This window comes from Desulfosoma caldarium (assembly GCF_003751385.1).
Taxonomy (GTDB): Bacteria; Desulfobacterota; Syntrophobacteria; order Syntrophobacterales; family DSM-9756; genus Desulfosoma; species Desulfosoma caldarium.
Map to the genome: position 1 here is coordinate 18,928 of NZ_RJVA01000013.1, position 18,851 is coordinate 37,778.

Sequence of the window (18,851 nt, forward strand, 5' to 3'; positions counted from 1 at the left end):
GCTCCTTTTTTGTGTCGACATCGGGTGTCACGGCAATGGAAACTCCAGTTCCGATTTGAGATCTCTTTCCATGAGGTCCCAAACGGCCTGGCGGGGATTCTTGTTTTCATGCAGAATTTGATACATCTGCTCGCAGATGGGCATATCCACGTGAAGCTTTTTGGCCAATTCATAGACGGAGGTGCATGTGCGAATGCCCTCGGCCACCATTCGCATGTCGGCCAGAATTTCCTGCAGCGTTTCGCCGCGTCCAAGGCGAAAACCCACCGTGCGGTTGCGGCTCAGGTCTCCGGTGCAAGTCAGCAAAAGATCCCCGATGCCCGAAAGCCCGGCAAAGGTCAGGGGATGCGCTCCCATGCGAACCCCCAAGCGGGTGATTTCCGCAAGGCCTCGCGTGATGAGAGCGGCTCGAGTATTGAGGCCGTAACCCAGGCCGTCGCAGACGCCCGCCGCAATGGCGATCACGTTTTTTAGAGCACCCGCCAGTTCCACGCCCACCTTGTCCGGGCTCGTGTACACCCGAAAATAGGGCGTGTGAAAAACATGCTGAACCTTCCGAGCCGTCTCCCGATCTTCTGCGGCCACCGTAACCGCCGTGGGCGTTTTTTGCATCACTTCTCGAGCAAAGGAAGGCCCGGCCAGCGTTACCACGCGAATGCCCAAGGATTCGGGAAGAATTTCTTTCCAGATTCCGGACATGGTGAGCAAGGTTTCGTTTTCGATGCCTTTGGTGGCGGAAACAATGACGGCGTTTTCCTGAAGGTGAGGGACCATTTGCAGGGCCACAGAGCGGTAGACGTGGGAAGGGACCACCATCACCAGCAGGGACCGATGTCGGATCACCTCCTCGATGTTCCCTGACGGCATGATCCGTTCGCTCAGAGAAAAACCCGGAAGATAAAGTGTATTTTCCTTGGTTTTTTGAATGGTTTCAGCCAGATCCTTTTCATAGACCCATAAAGACACCGAAAAGCCCTTTTCGGCAAGAAGATGCGCCAGCGTGGTTCCCCAACTGCCGGCGCCGATCACTCCAATGTGCTCCTCTATGTGCCTCACTGGCCCGACTCCCCTTCATCCAATTCCGCCACCACGGCCACATCGACAATCTCTTCCGAGGCGCCCAGATCCATAAGCTTGACGCCCTGCGTGGATCGTCCCATTTCCCGAATGTCTTGCACTTTGAGGCGAATAAGTCGCCCTGTGTTGGTGATCAAAAGCACTTCATCGTCGTGGTGAACCTGGCGAAAAGCCACCACCTCTCCGTTCTTGTCTGTCACGCGCAGGTTCAAAACGCCCTGGCCACCTCGGCCCTGAACCCTGTATTCCGAAGAGGCGGTTCTCTTGCCAAATCCCTTGCGCGTCACCACCAGCATGGACGAGCCTTCCTCAATGGTGTCCATGCCCACAAGGGTGCTGCCCGCCAATTTCATGGCCTTGACGCCTCGAGCGTCCCTGCCCATAGGCCGCACGGTTTCTTCGCGAATGCGAATACACTTTCCGCTTCGACTCATAAAGAACAAGTCCTTGGACCCGTCCGTCAAGCAGGCGGCAATGAGTTCGTCGCCTTCATTGATACCGATGGCGCGGATGCCGTTGCTGCGAGGATTGCCAAAGGCTCTCAGTTCTGTTTTTTTAACCACACCCTTTTTCGTGGCCATGACCACAAAACCGTCTTGGTCGAATTTCTTCACCGGCATGACCGTGGCCACCTTTTCGCCATCCTGCAAAGGCAGCAGGTTCACAATGGCCTTGCCCATGGAAGCGGGACCCACTTCGGGAATGGCATAGACCTTGAGCCAATAGACGCGGCCTTGGGAGGTGAACACCAACAGGTGGTCATGGGTAGAAGCCGTGAAAAGGGCCCGCACAAAGTCTTCTTCTCGAATACTCATGGCCGTGCGTCCCTTGCCCCCTCGCCTCTGACTGCGATAGGTGTCCACGGGTGTCCTTTTCACGTAGCCCGCATGGGAAATGGTTACCACCACCTCCTTTTCGTCGATGAGATCTTCGAGAGAAACATCCTGGGTCTCGGAAAGGATCACAGTGCGTCGCCCGTCGCCGTAAGTTTCGATGATTTCTTGAAGTTCCTGATGGATCAATTCATCCACCAAGGCAGGGGACGCCAAAATGGCTCGATAGCGTTCGATCGCCTTCAAAAGCTCTTCGTATTCGTTGAGGATTTTTTCCCTCTCCAGAGCCGTGAGCCTCTGCAGACGCATGTCTAGAATGGCCTGCGCCTGCACCTCGCTCAGCTCCAGAAAATTCATCAATCTTTCCTTGGCCACTGCTGGACTGGGCGACGTGCGAATCCATTGAATGACATCATCCAGGTGTTCCAGAGCCTTTTTCAGACCTTCTAAAATATGGGCCCTTTTTTCCGCCTGCTGCAAATCGTAGCGCGTGCGCCGCTCCACCACCTGGCGACGAAAATCCAGAAAATGCTGCAGAAGGGCTTTGAGGTCCAGCAGTTCCGGCCGGTTATTGACCACCGCCAACAAAGTGACGCCAAACGTGGATTCCACGGCCGTGAACTTGTAGAGCTGGTTTTCGACCACCTGGGGGTTTGCTCCAGACTTGAGGGACAGCACGATGCGCATCCCTTCCCGGCTGGATTCATCCCGAATGTCCTGTATGCCCTGAATCTTTTTTTCCTTCACCAGTTCGGCAATGCGCTCCAAAAGTCTGGCCTTGTTGACCTGAAAGGGCAGTTCCGTGATGAGGATCTGGCGGCGCCTTGCCGTCTCTTCGATTTCCACGCGACCCCGCACGCGAATGAGCCCTCGACCTGTGGCGTAGGCTTCCTGAATCCCTTCTATGCCCACAATAAATCCTCCTGTGGGAAAGTCGGGTCCCGGAATGTGGCGCATCAGTTCCTTGAGACTGGTTTCCGGTTTTCGAAGCAGCCACTGAAGGCCGAGGCACAGTTCCTTGATGTTATGGGGCGGAATGTTGGTGGCCATGCCCACAGCAATGCCGGACGCTCCGTTCAATAGCAGATTGGGTACTCGAGTGGGAAGGACGGAGGGTTCCATGAGGGAGTTGTCATAGTTGGGCAGAAAATCCACGGTTTCTTTTTCAATGTCCTGCAGAAACTCGTGGGCCAGCCGCGCCATGCGAATTTCGGTGTAACGCATGGCCGCCGGTGGGTCTCCGTCAATGGAGCCGAAATTTCCCTGTCCATCTACCAGGGGATAACGCATGGAAAAGTCCTGGGCCATGCGCACGATGGTATCATAAACGGCGGCATCGCCGTGAGGGTGATACTTACCGATGACATCCCCCACGATACGCGCAGATTTCTTGTAAGGTTTGTTGTAATCGTTTTTCAGTTCGTACATGGCGTAAAGCACGCGCCGATGCACGGGCTTTAAGCCGTCACGCACATCGGGCAAAGCCCGCCCGATGATGACGCTCATGGCGTAATCGAGGTACGAGAGCTTGATTTCATCCTCGATATTGACAGTGGGTAAACTCATGAGAACCCTCTTTTGCTGTCCTTGGCCGCTCACCTGACCTTGTTCTCAAGGCTCCACTCCGGGAAGACCTCTTTTGCAAAACTGTGCAGGCACCCTTACTCATGCAGTGTAAAGCGATGCGGTGCGCGGGAACGTCTTGAGATGTTCGCCACGCGACGCCACGTCACCTTTTCGAAGGCTTTTTTAGAACCCTTACGACCTCACGGTCGAATCGTCATATGTCCAGTTCTCGAAAGTCCAGGGCGTTGACCCGGATGAATTCCCGGCGCGGCTCCACTCGATCCCCCATGAGGGTGGTGAACAGTTCGTCGGCCATGTACTCATCGTCAATGCGCACGCGAAGCAAAGTGCGGCTTTCGGGGTTCATGGTCGTTTCCCAAAGCTGCTCCGGGTTCATTTCTCCAAGGCCTTTGTATCGCTGGACGGTGAGGCCCTTGATCGCCTCGTCTTTCAGGTACTGAAATAGCGTCTCGGGGTCCTGCACGGCCATCTCGGCGCCAGCGCTCACCACACGATAGGGCCGATCATCCAACACGGCCAGTTCCTTGGAAAGCTCCACGAGCTTTCGAAACTCCACCGATTTCAAAAACGCGTAACTCAGCCGAAACTTTTCCTGACCATTGGTGGGCTGCCAAATTTCCACGTCGTAACCTCGCTGCTCCTCTTCCATCTCGATCTGCGATACGGCGTAGCCGGCAGCCTCCAAAGCTTCCCTCAGCCTCTCCATGCTGGAGTGGTCTTCCGGAACAAAATCTTCGTGGGCCAAAGTGCGAGCAAGAAATCGAAGCAGATCGCGGCGAATTCCCTTGCGCGCGAGCCGCTCCAGCCAGTCTTCATACTGCGCATGGGTCTTTCGAAGTTTCACAAGCCAATCCGCACTGAGAGGCTCCTCACGGTGCCCCAAATACACGAGGTGTTTCTCCGCCGCACGGGCCATCAGATAGGCTTCCAATTCCACATCGTCCTTTAGGTAGAGCTCCTTCTTGCCCACGGCGACTCGATACAAAGGCGGTTGCGCAATGTAGAGGTGGCCTCGCTCGATGAGGTCAGGCATCATGCGAAAGAAGAAGGTAAGCAACAGCGTGCGAATGTGGGCGCCATCCACATCGGCGTCGGTCATGATGATAATCTTGTGGTAGCGAAGTTTTGCCGGATCGAATTCATCCTGACCGATACCGGTACCCAAGGCCGAAATCATGGTGCGGATCTCCTGGTTTTCCAGCATCTTGTCAAACCGGGCCTTTTCCACATTGAGAATCTTACCTCTCAAGGGAAGCACCGCTTGAAACCGTCGATCCCGCCCCTGCTTAGCCGAACCTCCGGCAGAATCCCCCTCCACAATAAAAATTTCACTCTTTTCCGGATCCCTTTCCTGACAGTCGGCCAGCTTTCCCGGCAGCGAGTGATCACTGAGAAGGCCCTTGCGTCGCGTCAGCTCTTTGGCCTTTCGAGCCGCTTCCCGGGCCCGCATGGCCTCCAGCACTTTGTCCAAAATCACCCGAATGATTTTGGGGTTTTCCTCAAAGTAAGCGCTCAACTTTTCGTAGGTCAGGGTTTCCACCATGCCCTTGACATCACTGTTGCCCAGCTTGGTCTTGGTTTGGCCTTCAAACTGCGGCTCACGAAGCTTGACACTTACCACCGCCGAAAGGCCTTCACGAACGTCATCGCCCGTCATGCGTTCCACGTCCGCCTTGGGCACCTTGTTCTGCAGGGCGTACTGCTTGATACTGCGGGTTAGACCTGCCTTGAATCCCACAAGGTGAGAGCCGCCTTCCCGCGTGTTGATGTTATTGGCAAAGGTAAAAATCTTTTCTTTATAGGTACGGTTGTATTGTAAAGCGATCTCGATGATCACATCCTGGCGCTTGCCCTCGATGAAAACCACTTCCGAATGCAACGGTTCCTTGTTGCGGTTCAGATATTCCACGAACTGAATGAGACCGCCTTCGTAGTGAAAAATTTTTTCCTTGGACGTGCGTTCATCGATGAGATCGATGCGCAAGCCTTTATTGAGAAAGGCCAATTCGCGCATTCTTTGCGACAGAATGTCAAAGCTCAGATTCGTGTCGGTGAAAATTTCCGGATCGGCCTTAAAGGTTACCCGAGTGCCCCGTCGGCGCGTTTCACCGATCTGTTCCAGGGGCGTCTTGGTCTGACCACGTTCATAGCGCTGAAAATAGACACGCCCTTCACGACGAATTTCCACCTCCAGGAATTCACTGAGCGCGTTGACCACGGAAACCCCTACACCGTGAAGGCCTCCAGAGACCTTATAGACCCCATCGTCGAACTTACCTCCGGCATGCAACCGGGTCATGACCACTTCCACCGCAGGCAGGCCTTCCTTTTCGTGAATATCCACAGGAATGCCCCGGCCGTTGTCCTCCACGGTCACACTCCCATCCAGATGCACCGTCACCTGAATGTGATCGCAATAGCCTGCCAAGGCTTCGTCAACGCTGTTGTCCACCACTTCGTAGACCAACTGGTGCAGGCCTTCCGTGGACACATTGCCGATGTACATGGAAGGGCGCTTGCGCACAGGCTCCAACCCTTCCAAAACCGTGATGCGGTCTCCCGTGTAGTGTTCGGCCACTGCGCCATCCACCGTGCTCTGAGGCACGTCCAGCCACCGTTCCAGGTTTTGCTCCATAGCGAGCCTCTTCCTCACAGCATCGAGTGTCCTTTGAACCCAAGACACCCCCTCCGGTGTCTTGGGTTCAAAGGCAATAATTCAAAACGTTTCTTTATACTCTTCTTTGCTTCCGAATGCAATCAAAGGATGGCTTAGAGAAAAGAAATTCTATGAGGGATTATAGTGGGTTAGAATCGTCCCTTAATCTAGACCATCATGGGCATGATGAGGGCGAAAATTCCGGGATCGTCCGGATCTCGAAAGATGCCTCCGTGGTATTCGTCCACCCATTCCACACGCACCGTGGGCCCCGTAAAGCTTTGAATCACGTCCATGACGTAGCGAATGTTAAAGGCAATGGCGAAGTTTTTTCCGGAATACTCCACAGAGATCTCTTCATAGGCCGTTCCATGCTCCACACTGCCGGCTTCTAACCCCAGCAGGTCCCGCGACATCATGAAGCGGACGTGCATCGACGAGGCATCACTGACCACGGCCATGCGACGCAGAGCGGCTTGCAGATCCGCCCTAGGTACTTCCACGAACCCTTCCACCGCCTCGGGAATGATCGCTTCGTATTTGGGAAAGGCTTCCTCGAGAAGAAGCACCATGAGGTGCGTGTCCGGCGTTTGCACAATGAGGCGGTTTTCATGCAAAGCGCCCTGAACGGCGTCGGTTTTTTCCAAAAGCCGAATGATTTCCTGAACCCCCTTGCGAGGCACCACAACGCCCTGAACATCACCAAAAAAGGCCTTTGAAGGAAAAGAAATTTCGTTCATAGCCAAGCGATGCCCATCGGAGCTAACCAGACGCAGCCGGTCCTCCGCCACAGGGTGCCAAAACATGCCCGAAACGCTGATGGCATCCTCGTCCTGAGGCACCGCATACACGGTGCTTTCCAAACCCCGGCGTAGGGTTTCCACATCCAAGGGGCACGTCTTTTCCGGCGTGATGGTTTCCAAATAAGGAAAGTCCGCCGCAGGAATGGTGGCCAAGGCATAGTTCACCGTGCCCGCTTTCACACTCAAGCGAGCATTATCCAGCAATTCACAGTGCAGCGCTTCATGGCGAAGTTCTTTGACACTTTCCAAAAACTTTCGCGCCGAAACCGTGGTTTGTCCGGGAGACACCACATCTGCTTCAACGCTGGTTTGCACGCTCAGGTTAAGATCTGTGGCTGAAAGCGAGAGTCGATTTTCATTGACCGCGGCTTCCACTAACACATGCGTGAGCACCTGCATGCTGGCGCGCTTCTGGTCCGTAATGCCAACCACTTTCTGCAAGCCCGATTGCAGCACTTCCCGATTCACCGTAAACTTCATGGCCATCACCCACAGCGTTTGTTGATTTTTTAAAGTTTTTACGTCTTAGAATTTGAAAAACATCGTAAGAATAATTAGAACCTGTTGAATTGTCAAAAAGTGCCCTAAGCCGTTTATTCTCTTTCAAAGAATTCTGCACACGTTTTCAAATTTTTGAGCCCGCATTCGAGCCCCTTTCTCGACCTTTTGGAAAGAATGCACACTTTTAAACAACTTCTCGATCACACTCCGGGCTTTTCAAACACTTTTTCTTCCGGGTCTTAAACCGGTGCCTTTCAAGGCCAACTAACTTAGAGGCCAAAGCTTCTCGTGACTTTTCCGCTTGACAACCATTCCAGGGTTCAGTACCGTGCCGTGGAATGTGAAAAATAGTTCTTGTGGTGATGCCCATTCCCCATAACCGTTCTCATCATAGCCTATGTTCGAATAGGCCGATTGTTGAAGCCGTGTCAACAGGTATGTTTCCTGTGAGGCCCGTGATGAAAGAGGGCCCCTTGAAGGGCACGTGCGCCTGCAAGGGCAAGCCCAAAGCCTGATCTTTAACGCTCAACTGTAGGAGGAAGCTATGCCGTACGATCCGACCAAAATGGCAGATTGGCAGATTTCGGAAGAAGCGGAAAAGAACATGCCCACGCCGGACCAATGGCGGGACAAGTTAGGCTTGGAAAAAGATGAGGTGATTCCCATCGGGCGGCTGTGCCGACTTAATTTCATGAAGATCATGGAGCGGCTCAAAGACAAACCGGACGGCAAATACATTGAGGTGACGGCCATCACACCCACGCCTTTGGGAGAAGGCAAGAGCACCACGTCCTTAGGCCTGATGGAAGGTCTGGGAAAGCGCGGCAAGAATGTGGGCGGGTGTTTAAGGCAACCTTCGGGCGGTCCCACCATGAACATCAAGGGCACGGCGGCGGGCGGTGGTAACGCCTTGCTCATTCCCATGACCGAATTTTCCATGGGGCTCACGGGCGACATCAACAACATTGTGAACGCCCACAACCTGGCCATGGTGGCCTTGACGGCGCGCATGCAGCATGAACGCAACTACACGGATGAGCAATTGCAGCGACTGACTCGCATGCGCCGCCTGGACATTGACCCAACACGGGTGGAAATGGGCTGGGTCATCGATTTCTGTGCTCAATCGCTGCGCAATATTGTCATCGGTTTGGGTGGCCGCTACGACGGCTACACTATGCAATCCAAGTTCGGTATCGCTGTGAGCTCGGAGATTATGGCCATTTTGTCCATTGTGAGAGACCTGGCCGACCTTCGCGACAGAATGAGCAAGATCACAGTGGCCTTTGACAAGCGAGGCAATCCCGTCACGACCGGGGATTTGGAAGTGGCTGGGGCCATGACCGCGTGGATGGTCGATTCCATCAATCCGACCCTTTGCAGCACGGCCGAGTACCAGCCGTGTATGGTCCATGCCGGGCCTTTTGCCAACATTGCCGTAGGCCAGTCGTCCATCATCGGGGACCGTGTGGGTCTGAAGCTTTTCGACTACCACGTGACGGAAAGCGGCTTCGGGGCGGATATCGGTTTCGAAAAGTTCTGGAACGTCAAGTGCCGCTTCAGTGGGCTGAAGCCTCATGTGTCCGTGCTGACCACCACCGTGCGTGCCCTCAAGATGCACGGCGGTGGCCCCAAAGTCGTGGCCGGGCTTCCCCTGCCCGAAGAGTACACCAAGGAAGATGTGGCCCTGGTGGAAAAAGGCGTGGCCAACATGGTGCACCATATCAACACGATTCGCAAATCGGGCATGAACCCTGTGGTGTGTATCAATGCGTTCCACACCGACACCAAGGACGAGATCGCCGTGGTGCGCAAGGCCGCGGAAGCAGCTGGAGCTCGCTGCGCGGTCTCGGAGCATTGGCTGAAGGGTGGCGAAGGCGCTCTGGAATTGGCCGATGCGGTCATCGAGGCCTGTGAACAATCGAGCGAGTTCAAGTTCCTCTATCCGTTGGAGATGAAGTTGCGTGATCGCGTGGAACTGATCGCCAAGGAAGTTTACGGCGCCGACGGCGTGGCCTGGCAGCCTGATGCGGAGGCCAAGGCCAAGATGTTGGAATCCGATCCCAAGTACGCCGACTTTGCCACCATGATGGTCAAGACCCATCTGAGCCTCACGCATGATCCCTCGATCAAGGGGGTTCCTAAAGGCTGGGTTCTGCCGATCCGCGATGTGTTGATTTACTCTGGCGCCAAGTTCCTCTGCCCGTGCGCCGGCACCATCAGCCTCATGCCGGGCACTTCGTCCGATCCTGCGTTCCGCCGCGTCGACGTGGACGTCAAGACCGGCAAGGTCACCGGTCTTTTCTAGCGGCAGGTGAATTGATGGCGGCGGGGGGTGCTGAGCCCCCCGCTGTGCTTTTGGCAGCGTAAAAGGAGGGCGGTATGTCGGCAAAACTGATCAAAGGGGCGGAAGTCGCCAAGCAGATTCGGGAAGAATTGGCGGCAGAAGTCAAAAGCATCAAGGAAAAGTATGGTGTGGAACCGGGCCTGGTGACCATTTTGGTGGGGGAAAACCCGGCGTCCCAAAGCTATGTGCGGGCCAAACAAAAAGCCGCCCATGAACTGGGGTTCTATTCGGTTCAGGACAATCAGCCGGCGGATATTTCGGAAGACAACCTTTTGGCCCTGATCGACAAATACAACAAGGATCCAAAAATCGACGGCATTTTGGTCCAGTTGCCTTTGCCCAAGCATATTAATGAAAACAAGGTGCTCTACGCCATCGACCCGGGCAAGGATGTGGACGCCTTTCATCCCTTTAATGTGGGCAAGCTCATGATTGGCCAGCCGGATTATCTGCCTTGTACGCCCGCCGGCATTCAGGAGCTCTTGATCCGTTCGGGCACGGAAACGTCCGGGGCGGAAGTGGTGGTTGTGGGCCGCTCCAACATTGTGGGCAAACCCATTGCGGTCATGATGATGCAAAAGGGTAAGGGCGCCAACGCCACGGTGACGGTCTGCCACACCCGCACCAAGGATGTGCAGTTCCACACAAAACGGGCCGATATTCTTATCGTGGCCGCCGGTGTGACAGAATATGTCAAAGGGGATTGGATCAAACCGGGGGCTGTAGTCATTGATGTGGGTGTCAATGAAGTGGGACAGACCGCCGACGGCAAGAGAATCCTCAAGGGCGATGTGGCCTTTGACGAAGCCAAGGAAGTGGCCAGCGCCATCACGCCGGTTCCCGGCGGCGTGGGCCCGATGACCATCACCATGCTCATGAAAAATACCGTGAGGGCCTGCAAAGTCCATCACAAGATCAAGGACTAAGGTTAAAAACGCCAACATAAAGAGAAGGGGGGCGATGCGCTTCGGCGCATCGTCCCCCTTCTTCTTTAAAGAGCTTAGCCAACGAATTGGCGAAAAGGATGCTTGCCTATGCTTTCAGTGGGCTCGGGCCCAGGGCACGAACCTTGTCCACCATGGTCTTGGCCGCGTCCACAAAACCTTGGCCTTTTCCCGCCATCATGTGAAAGAGCGCCACGCGATCGGCTTCCACCCCGAGCTGACTGATCAGTTCTTGGACGTATTTGACCTTCTTTTGCGCCTTCTCCACGCCGTGTTTGTATTGGCAACTGTCGGGTTGGCAGCCTGCCACGTACACGCCGTCGGCTCCAGCTTCCAAAGCTTTCAGCAAATGCAAACTGTCCAGTCGACCCGTACATGGCAATTGAATCACCTTAACGTTTTCCGGAAGGTTCAGCCCCATCTTCTCGGAAATCTGTGCGGCCGAAGAGGCGCAATTGGCACAGCAGTAGGCGATGATTTGCGGTTCAAAGGTGCTCATTGGACCACTCCTTCTCTCGAGTCTCTTTAAGCCGTGCCACGGGGCCTCACTGCACGGCGGATCCCATTAGGCTTTGCGCCATGGCGGCGATGTGATCATCACTCAGGCGTCGATAGGAAATGGCCTTACCCGGACATTCACTCACACACATGCCACACCCCTGGCAGAGCCCCGGGTCGATGAACGCATGGCCCTGAGGGCTGTCAATGAAGGGGATTTGAAACGGGCAGGTGCGCACGCAGGTGAGGCACACGGCACACTTATCGGGATCCACTTCCGCCACGGCACCCCCCACGAGCATCACATCTTGGCTGAGAAGGCGCATGGCGCGGCCGGCCACGGCCCAGCCTTCGGCCAGGCTTTCTTCCACAGGCTTGGGAGCCAGCGCGAGCCCGGCGAAGAACACGCCCTCCGTTTCTCCGTCCACGGGGCGCATCTTGGCGGGGGATTCGGCAAAGAAGCCATCCTCATCCAAAGACACTTTGTAATGGGTTGCCAAATCAGCGACCTCAGCGGGAATAATGGCCGTCTGCAAAGAAATGAAATCCGGCGTCAGGGCAATGGGACGGCCGAGAATAGGATCCGTGACCACGACCTTGAGGCGCCCGTTTTCCACCGTCACCTGTGGTTTGGAGTCCAGGTCGTATCGAATGAAAAACACGCCCTTCTCTCGAGCTTCCTTGTAAATGCGCTCTCGTTCGCCAAAGGTGCGCACCTCACGGTAGAGCACATACACATCCATATCTGGGTTTTTGGTTTTCAAATCGATGGCGGACCGCACCGCAAAGGTGCAGCACAATCGGCTGCAATAGGGGCGCTGGGGTTCTCGACTGCCCACGCACTGAATGAAAACGCCGCACTGGGCGGAACTAAAGGCGTTGGGATCGTCGATCATTTTCTTCGTAAAATCACTCCAGCGATAGATTTCCGGGTGCTGGCCGTAGGCGTATTCTTGAGGCTTTAGGGAATGGGCACCCGTAGCCAGCACCACGACGCCGTGTTCCACTTCTTTTCTCTCGCCTCCCTGCAGCACGGTGCTTATGTAGTTGCCGGCAAAACCTCGAGCCCCTACCACTTCGGCCGAGGTCATGACCGTGATTTTGGGGTTTTTCGTGACCTTGTCGATGGTCGCTTTGAGAAGATCCTGGACCGATTCCCCTTTCCACGCCGATCGCACCTTGTGCGCGTGCCCTCCCAGGCGATCCTTCTTTTCCACCAGGGTCACGGGCACATCCATTTCGGCGAAAGCCAAGGCCGCCTGCATACCGGCTAAGCCACCGCCGATGACCAAGGCGGACTTCTTGACCGGAACCTTTGTGTAGTTCAAAGGCTCCAGCATGCGGGCCTTAAGCACGGCCGTGCGGAATAGATTTTCCAGGCGAGGCAATTCCACCGGAGTGCTTCCAAGGGTGCGCAAGTCCACGAATTCGTAGAGGCTGGGGTTCAACCCAGCATCCTTCATGGCGCTTTCGATGAGTTCCTGGTGCATGATAGGGGTACAGCTGGCGTAGACGAGGCGGTTGACTCCGCCCGCTTTGATGCGTTCGGCGAGCCGACCCAAGGCGCTGCCGTCCTGAAGATCCAGCCGTTCCACAAAGGAGACGCCGGGAAGACCCTTGACAAAGTCGGCCAAAGGATTCAGCAAGGCTTCAAATTCGGGCAGCTTGGACGGGCAAAGGCTCAGCACCACGCCGACCGACGGAGCCTCCCCGCTCACATCCCGAAACGGCGCTGTGGCCCCGTTTCCAGAAGCCCCCTTGACCATGGCGGCCACTTTGCCCGCCGCGGCCGCTGCTTCCACCACACTTTGATGGACGTCTCGAGGTCCCGCCGCGCCGCCGCAGACAAAGACCCCGGGCACGTTGGTTTCGCAGGGTTTGAAGTTGTCCGTAGCCACGTAATGGTCCTCGGAAAGGGCCACGCCCAGCATTTTGGCCACGGTCTCCAGTTCGGCAGAAGGCCTGAGGCCCACGGAAAGCACCACGAGGTCAAAGGTCTCGGTCTGCTTGGCTCCGTTTTCGTCCACGTATTCCAGGACCAGATCTTCGGTTCCGGCCGCCTTTTCAATGCTATGAATGCGGCTGCGCACCAGGCGCACCCCCTTTTCTTTGGCCTGGTCGAAGTACCGTTCGTAGCCTTTGCCGTGTGTGCGCATGTCCATGTAAAAGATGGCGGTCTCGACTTCGGGCAGCACGTCCTTGAGCTGCACGGCTTCCTTCAACGCATACATGCAGCAAACGGACGAGCAATAGGGCGCGTCGCACTTGTTGATTTCACGGGATCCCACACACTGCAGCCACGCGACCCTTTTGGGTGGCTGGCCGTCGGAGGGCCTTTTGGGAACGCCCTGAAAGGGCCCCACGGGTTTTTGAAGCCATTCCAGCTCGATGCTGGTCACAACATTTTGAAAGGCCGCGTAGGCGTACGTATCATAGGCCTGAGCATCGAAAGGCTCCACACCCAGGGCCAAAATCACAGCCTGAGCCTCCACAGACGCCTCACCGGCCGGCCCCGCGATCACCGCCTGAAAGGCCCCTGCTGAGCCAGAAATACGAACTACGCTGGATTCGGTCCAGGCGCGAATATTGGGATGGAGTTTGCAAAGCGTCGCCCGGTTTGCGGCTTTACAACAGCTGCACAGGGGATAAAGCCGATGGAGTTTGGTAACCGTACCTCCCAGTTCGCTTTCCTTTTCCACCAGGTCCACGAGGTAGCCCTGAGCCGCCAGATCCAATGCGGCGTTCATTCCGGCGACACCGCCTCCAACGACCAAGACATTGCCTTTGTTCTTCTTTTCCTGTGATTGTGTCATAGGATTCCCTCAACTCTTTGATGGCTCAACGGACAATAAGCTGCCCCACTGCGTGGCGGCAAACTCCTGCGGTGCCCATCACTTTTTTCAACGGCTTTTGAGGAAAAGGTTCTTGTGCCGGTCTATGGTTAAAGGTTCGGGGCTCTCTGCCTCGCGTTGGTAATTCACAAGACACGTTCCTTCTATGTGAAAAAAAAGGCAACGTCAAGGTGCAATTGGAATCTCCGGTCCAAGAGTTTTCACGGGTGGCCCAAGAACGTCCGCAAGCTTTTTCGGCCTATGCGCGCTGCGTGATATCCTGGCAGACCGCGGCCTCGGCTTTGTGAAGCAGTTGAACATCCGTGAAGTGTTGCAGTTGAATGGCCTTTCCGGGGCATTCAGCAACGCAAGCACCGCAACCTTGGCATTTGGCTGGGTCGATGTAGGCGGAGCGCCGCACGGAATGGGTCGCGGTCACCACGACAGGGACTTCATAGGGGCAGGTGCGCACGCAGGTGAGGCACACGGCGCATTTGGCCGGATCGACCACGGCAACACGCCCGCCCACGAACAACTGTTTTTGACTCAGCACCGTAGCGGCTCGAGCTGCCGCTCCCTTGGCCTGAGCGATGGACTCTTCCAGGAACTTGGGGCTGTGAGCCAGACCACAGAGATAAAGGCCCGGGCTGGCAAAGTCCAAGGGCCGAAGTTTCACATGGGCTTCCATGAAAAAACCATCCGCATCGGTGCTGAGCTTGAATAGTGCGGCCAGATCACCATGGGAAGCTCGAGGTACAATGGCCGCGCTGAGGACCACCAGATCACAACGCAGATGAATCTTTTCCCTCAGGTTCTGATCAAAGACCTGCACGTGCACGCCGTCTTGCCCAAAACTGACCTGGGGCTTACGTTCGGGCCGGTACCGAAGGAACCGAACTCCTGCTTCGCGCGCCTGTCGGTAGTAGAGCTCCCGAGTGCCAAAGGTTCGAATATCGCGATAGAGAATCGTGACGTGGGCCGTGGGATATTTTTCCTTGATGCGCAGCGCGTTCACAACGGCGGCCGTGCAGCAGACTCGGCTACAGTAGGGCCGCTCCTCGTCTCTCGAGCCCACGCACTGAATCATGACCACGTGGGAGAGGTTGTCCAGTCCGTGAGCTTCGTCGGCAAGCCTTTTTTGCAGTTGCAGTTGCGTGACCACGCGCGGATCCTCCCCGTAGCCATACTCTTTCGGCCGGTATTCTTCGCCGCCCGTGGCCACCACCATGGCGCCGTATTCGAGAATCCTTTCGCCTTGCGGGGTTTTAACCCGGCTGATGAAATGCCCCGTATGGCCTTCAAAGGAAAGAATTTCCGAAGCGGTGAGCACTTCGATGTTGGGATGATGGCGCACTGTTTCTATGGTTTGGGAAACGGCTTGAGTGACATCGACACCGCTTGGATGGAAACGGATCCACGCCCGCGCTTGACCTCCCAGCTCTGCCTCCCGTTCCACCAAGTAGGTGTAAAACCCCTGATCCGCGATATAGCGGGCCGCCGTCATGCCGGCCATGCCCCCTCCAATCACCAGAGCTTTTTGTATCACGGAGACGGGCATTTCATGGAGCGGCTCTAGAAAGAGTGCCTTGGCGACGGCCATGCGCACCAGGTCTTTGGATTTCTTTGTGGCCTCCTCAGGTGTTGTTCCATGCACCCAGGAACACTGGTCTCGAATATTGGCCATCTCAAACAGATACTTGTTGATACCGGCCTCGCGCAGGCATTCCTGGAAAAGGGGTTCATGAGTTCGAGGGGAGCAGGAAGCCACCACCACACGATTCAGGTTTTTTTCCTGAATGATTCTCTTGATTTTTTCCGTGGAATCTGTGGAACAGGTAAAGAGCAGGTTTTCGGCATGGACCACGTTGGGCAGCGTCGCGGCGTAGTCGGCTACTGCCTTGACGTCCACGACGCCGGCGATGTTAATACCGCAATGGCAGACGAAAACCCCGATGCGAGGAATGTCTCCCGGCATGGAACGTTCCTCAACGGTCATAGGCGGCGTGGTGCGGCTGTGGCGGGCCGACGCCAGCAGGCATTGGGCCGATGCGGCCGCCGCGCTGGCCTGGGCCACGGTTTCCGGAATGTCCTTAGGATCGGTGCTCACGCCGCAGGAAAAAACCCCCGGCCGCGAGGTCTGCACGGGATCCATGGGGTCGGAGACGATAAAACCGAACCGATCAAGGGCCGCTCCAAGGCATTGCGCCGTTTCTTTGGTGGCCTCCGTTGCGGCGAGTCCCACGGACAGCACCACCATGTCAAAGATTTCCCTTTGCAGCGTGTTGTTCTCGTCCACATAGGAAATCTCCAGCCCATGGCCGTCCACGGTCTGGACCACACGGCTGATCTGGCTCCGCACGTAGCGCACGCCGTGCTGGGATTCCGCCCTTTGCCAATACCTTTCAAAGCCCTTTCCCATGGCTCTCAAGTCGATGTAGAAAATGGTGGTTTCCACATCGGGTTCATGGTCTTTGGTGACGATGGCCTGTTTCGTGGCGTACATACAGCAAACACTTGAGCAATAATCCCTTCCGATGGAAGTGTCCCGGGATCCCACGCATTGAATCCACGCTATTTTTTTGGGAACGGCGCCGTCGCTGGGTCGTTGCACATGCCCGCTCGTGGGACCCGAAGCGGCGAGAATTCGTTCATATTCCAGGCTGGTAATGACATTGGCGTAGCGGCCGTAGCCGTATTCGGGTTTCAGCGCGGCATCGAAGGGACGGTACCCGCAAGCGTAGATGATGGCCCCCACTTCCACCGTGTCCTCTCGTGGCATCATATGATGATCAATGGCTTGAGGCAGGCACGCTTCCACGCAACGGTAACACTCGCTGCACACGCCGCACTGCAGGCACCTTTGCGCCTCGGCTCGAGCCGTTTCTTCATCGAACCCCAACTGCACTTCTTCGAAGGAATGGATGCGTACTTTTGCGTCCAGCCGCGGCATGGAGGCCCGAGGCGCTCTGGGAACGGGTTTGTCCGGGCGTGGTGCCGTGCGGCTTGGAACGAAGCGCCCTTCCCGAAGATCCAGGCCCCGCAGATAGCGATCGATGGAGATGGCCACTTCCTTGCCGGCCGCGATGGCTTGCACCACGGTGGCAGGCCCTGAGGTCACATCCCCGCCCGCAAAAACGCCCGGTCGGTCCGTTTCATAGGTCACCGGATCAACGACAAAAGTCCCCCAGCGACTGACCGTGGGGCGACTTTCCGGGTCCATGGCATCGAGAACCGCTGGGTCGGTCATGAGGCCTACGGCGGCGATGACGCTGTCAATGGGCACCTGGTATTCGGATCCCGCCACGGGAATGGGCCGGCGTCGGCCGCTTTCGTCGGCTTCCCCCAATTCCATGCGAATGCATTCGAGGGCTGTCACATGCCCTTCGGCATTGCCGTGAATGGCCACCGGAGCTGCCAGAAAATGCATCTGAACCCCTTCGTGCAACGCTTCTTCCACTTCTTCCGGATTGGCCGGCATTTCTTCCCGACTTCTGCGGTAAAAAAGGTGCACTTCGTCGACTCCCAGGCGCACACAGGATCGAGCCACGTCCATGGCGCAGTTGCCGCCGCCGATCACCGCGACTTTGCGGCCGACGGGGGGCCTTTGGCCGGTGTTCAAGAGTTTGAGAAAACTGGTTCCTGTGTAGACTTCCTGCAGGGTTTCTCCGGGAATGTTGAGTTTGAGATCCTTTTGGGTGCCAATAGCCAGAAAGAAGGCTTCATAGCCTTGTTGGCGAAGGTCTTCCAATTGAAAATCTTTACCCAAAGCGGTGTTGGTGCGAATTTCCACGCCAAGCCTTTGAATGAAATCGATCTCGGCCTTGAGCACATGGCGGGGCAAACGGTATTCGGGAATGCCGTAGCGTAACCATCCGCCGGGCTCGGGCATGGCTTCAAAAATGGTCACGCTGTAGCCTTCCAGAGCCAGGTAGTAGGCGGCCGTCAAGCCGGCAGGGCCCGCCCCCACAATGGCCACGCGACGGCCGTTGAATTCCTTTTTGGGAGGCAAGGGCCCCGGGCCGTTCTGGGCTTCCCAGTCGGACACAAACCTCTTTAGAAAATCAATGGCTACAGGCTCGTCCACTGCGCCACGGCTGCACACGGTCTCACAGGGATGATGGCACACGCGGCCACACACGGCAGGCAGGGGATTGACCTTGCGAATGAGCTCCAAGGCCTCTCGGTACCGGCCCTGCGCGATGAGAGCGATGTAGCCCTGCACACTGATGCCCGCAGGACATGCCGCCTTGCACGGGGCCATGCCCTTTTTGTCGATGGCAAAGGTGGATGGAATAGCCTGAGGAAAATGACGGTAGATGGCCTTGCGGGTGTTGAGCCCCTGGTTGAAATCGGCCGGCATTTCCACGGGACACACGCGCTCACATTCACCGCACGCGGTGCAGCGGTCTTCCAGCACATAGCGCGGTTCGCGGCGCAGCGTCACCTGAAATCGCCCCGGTTCGCCGGCCAGCTCCGCGACCGTCGTTCGTGTGAGAATCTCGATGTTGGGATGGCTGGCCACTTCGATGAGTTTGGGCGAAATCATGCAGGTGGAGCAGTCGTTGGTGGGAAAGGTCTTGTCCAGCTTGGCCATGTTTCCACCGATGCTGATGTCCTTTTCCACCAGCAGGACGCGAAAGCCGCTGTTGGCCAAATCCAGGCTCGCTTGCATTCCCGCAATGCCGCCTCCAATGACCATGACCGAACCGTTCACGGACCCTGTGGATGCCGGTTGCGCGCTCATGACGCCTCCTTATCGTCGTCTCAGGTGCAG

Annotated in this window: 9 protein-coding genes; 2 read left to right on the forward strand and 7 right to left on the reverse strand. The window is 56.3% G+C overall.

The window, feature by feature from the left end:
• Nucleotides 1-27: 27 nt before the first annotated feature.
• From EDC27_RS10395 to dnaN, 4 genes are all read right to left on the reverse strand, one after another.
• The gene (locus EDC27_RS10395; RefSeq protein ID WP_123290933.1) at nucleotides 28-1,047 is read right to left on the reverse strand and encodes an NAD(P)H-dependent glycerol-3-phosphate dehydrogenase; all 1,020 of its coding nucleotides are present in this window, start codon (nucleotides 1,045-1,047) and stop codon (nucleotides 28-30) included.
• A gap of 5 nt (nucleotides 1,048-1,052) precedes the next feature.
• Nucleotides 1,053-3,476, reverse strand: coding sequence for a DNA gyrase subunit A (gene gyrA, locus EDC27_RS10400; protein ID WP_123290577.1), 2,424 nt, complete (start codon nucleotides 3,474-3,476; stop codon nucleotides 1,053-1,055).
• Between the two features lie 214 nt (nucleotides 3,477-3,690).
• Nucleotides 3,691-6,132, reverse strand: a complete 2,442-nt coding sequence (gene gyrB / locus EDC27_RS10405) for a DNA topoisomerase (ATP-hydrolyzing) subunit B (RefSeq protein WP_123290578.1) — start codon at nucleotides 6,130-6,132, stop codon at nucleotides 3,691-3,693.
• 188 nt (nucleotides 6,133-6,320) lie between these two features.
• A complete protein-coding gene (gene dnaN / locus EDC27_RS10410) occupies nucleotides 6,321-7,436 on the reverse strand; it encodes a DNA polymerase III subunit beta (protein WP_170161759.1) in 1,116 nt (371 codons plus the stop codon).
• Nucleotides 7,437-8,001: 565 nt separating this feature from the next.
• Here dnaN and EDC27_RS10415 point away from each other — a divergent pair.
• Both EDC27_RS10415 and EDC27_RS10420 read left to right on the forward strand, forming a co-directional pair.
• A complete protein-coding gene (locus EDC27_RS10415; protein ID WP_123290580.1) occupies nucleotides 8,002-9,765 on the forward strand; it encodes a formate--tetrahydrofolate ligase in 1,764 nt (587 codons plus the stop codon).
• Between the two features lie 74 nt (nucleotides 9,766-9,839).
• Nucleotides 9,840-10,730, forward strand: coding sequence for a bifunctional 5,10-methylenetetrahydrofolate dehydrogenase/5,10-methenyltetrahydrofolate cyclohydrolase (locus EDC27_RS10420; protein ID WP_123290581.1), 891 nt, complete (start codon nucleotides 9,840-9,842; stop codon nucleotides 10,728-10,730).
• 106 nt (nucleotides 10,731-10,836) lie between these two features.
• Here the strand turns inward: EDC27_RS10420 and EDC27_RS10425 are convergent, their stop codons facing one another.
• From EDC27_RS10425 to EDC27_RS10435, 3 genes are all read right to left on the reverse strand, one after another.
• Nucleotides 10,837-11,247, reverse strand: a complete 411-nt coding sequence (locus EDC27_RS10425) for a hydrogenase iron-sulfur subunit (protein ID WP_123290582.1) — start codon at nucleotides 11,245-11,247, stop codon at nucleotides 10,837-10,839.
• A gap of 46 nt (nucleotides 11,248-11,293) precedes the next feature.
• A complete protein-coding gene (locus EDC27_RS10430) occupies nucleotides 11,294-14,059 on the reverse strand; it encodes an FAD-dependent oxidoreductase (protein ID WP_123290583.1) in 2,766 nt (921 codons plus the stop codon).
• 277 nt (nucleotides 14,060-14,336) lie between these two features.
• Nucleotides 14,337-18,821, reverse strand: a complete 4,485-nt coding sequence (locus EDC27_RS10435; protein WP_123290584.1) for an NAD(P)-binding protein — start codon at nucleotides 18,819-18,821, stop codon at nucleotides 14,337-14,339.
• Nucleotides 18,822-18,851: the final 30 nt, after the last annotated feature.

Coding starts and splice junctions, on each gene's coding strand:
- EDC27_RS10430 (WP_123290583.1), bottom strand. CDS start 14,059: ATGACACAATCACAGGAAAAGAAGAACAAAGGCAATGTCTTGGTCGTT.
- gyrB (WP_123290578.1), bottom strand. CDS start 6,132: ATGGAGCAAAACCTGGAACGGTGGCTGGACGTGCCTCAGAGCACGGTG.
- dnaN (WP_170161759.1), bottom strand. CDS start 7,436: ATGAAGTTTACGGTGAATCGGGAAGTGCTGCAATCGGGCTTGCAGAAA.
- EDC27_RS10415 (WP_123290580.1), top strand. CDS start 8,002: ATGCCGTACGATCCGACCAAAATGGCAGATTGGCAGATTTCGGAAGAA.
- gyrA (WP_123290577.1), bottom strand. CDS start 3,476: ATGAGTTTACCCACTGTCAATATCGAGGATGAAATCAAGCTCTCGTAC.
- EDC27_RS10435 (WP_123290584.1), bottom strand. CDS start 18,821: ATGAGCGCGCAACCGGCATCCACAGGGTCCGTGAACGGTTCGGTCATG.
- EDC27_RS10425 (WP_123290582.1), bottom strand. CDS start 11,247: ATGAGCACCTTTGAACCGCAAATCATCGCCTACTGCTGTGCCAATTGC.
- EDC27_RS10420 (WP_123290581.1), top strand. CDS start 9,840: ATGTCGGCAAAACTGATCAAAGGGGCGGAAGTCGCCAAGCAGATTCGG.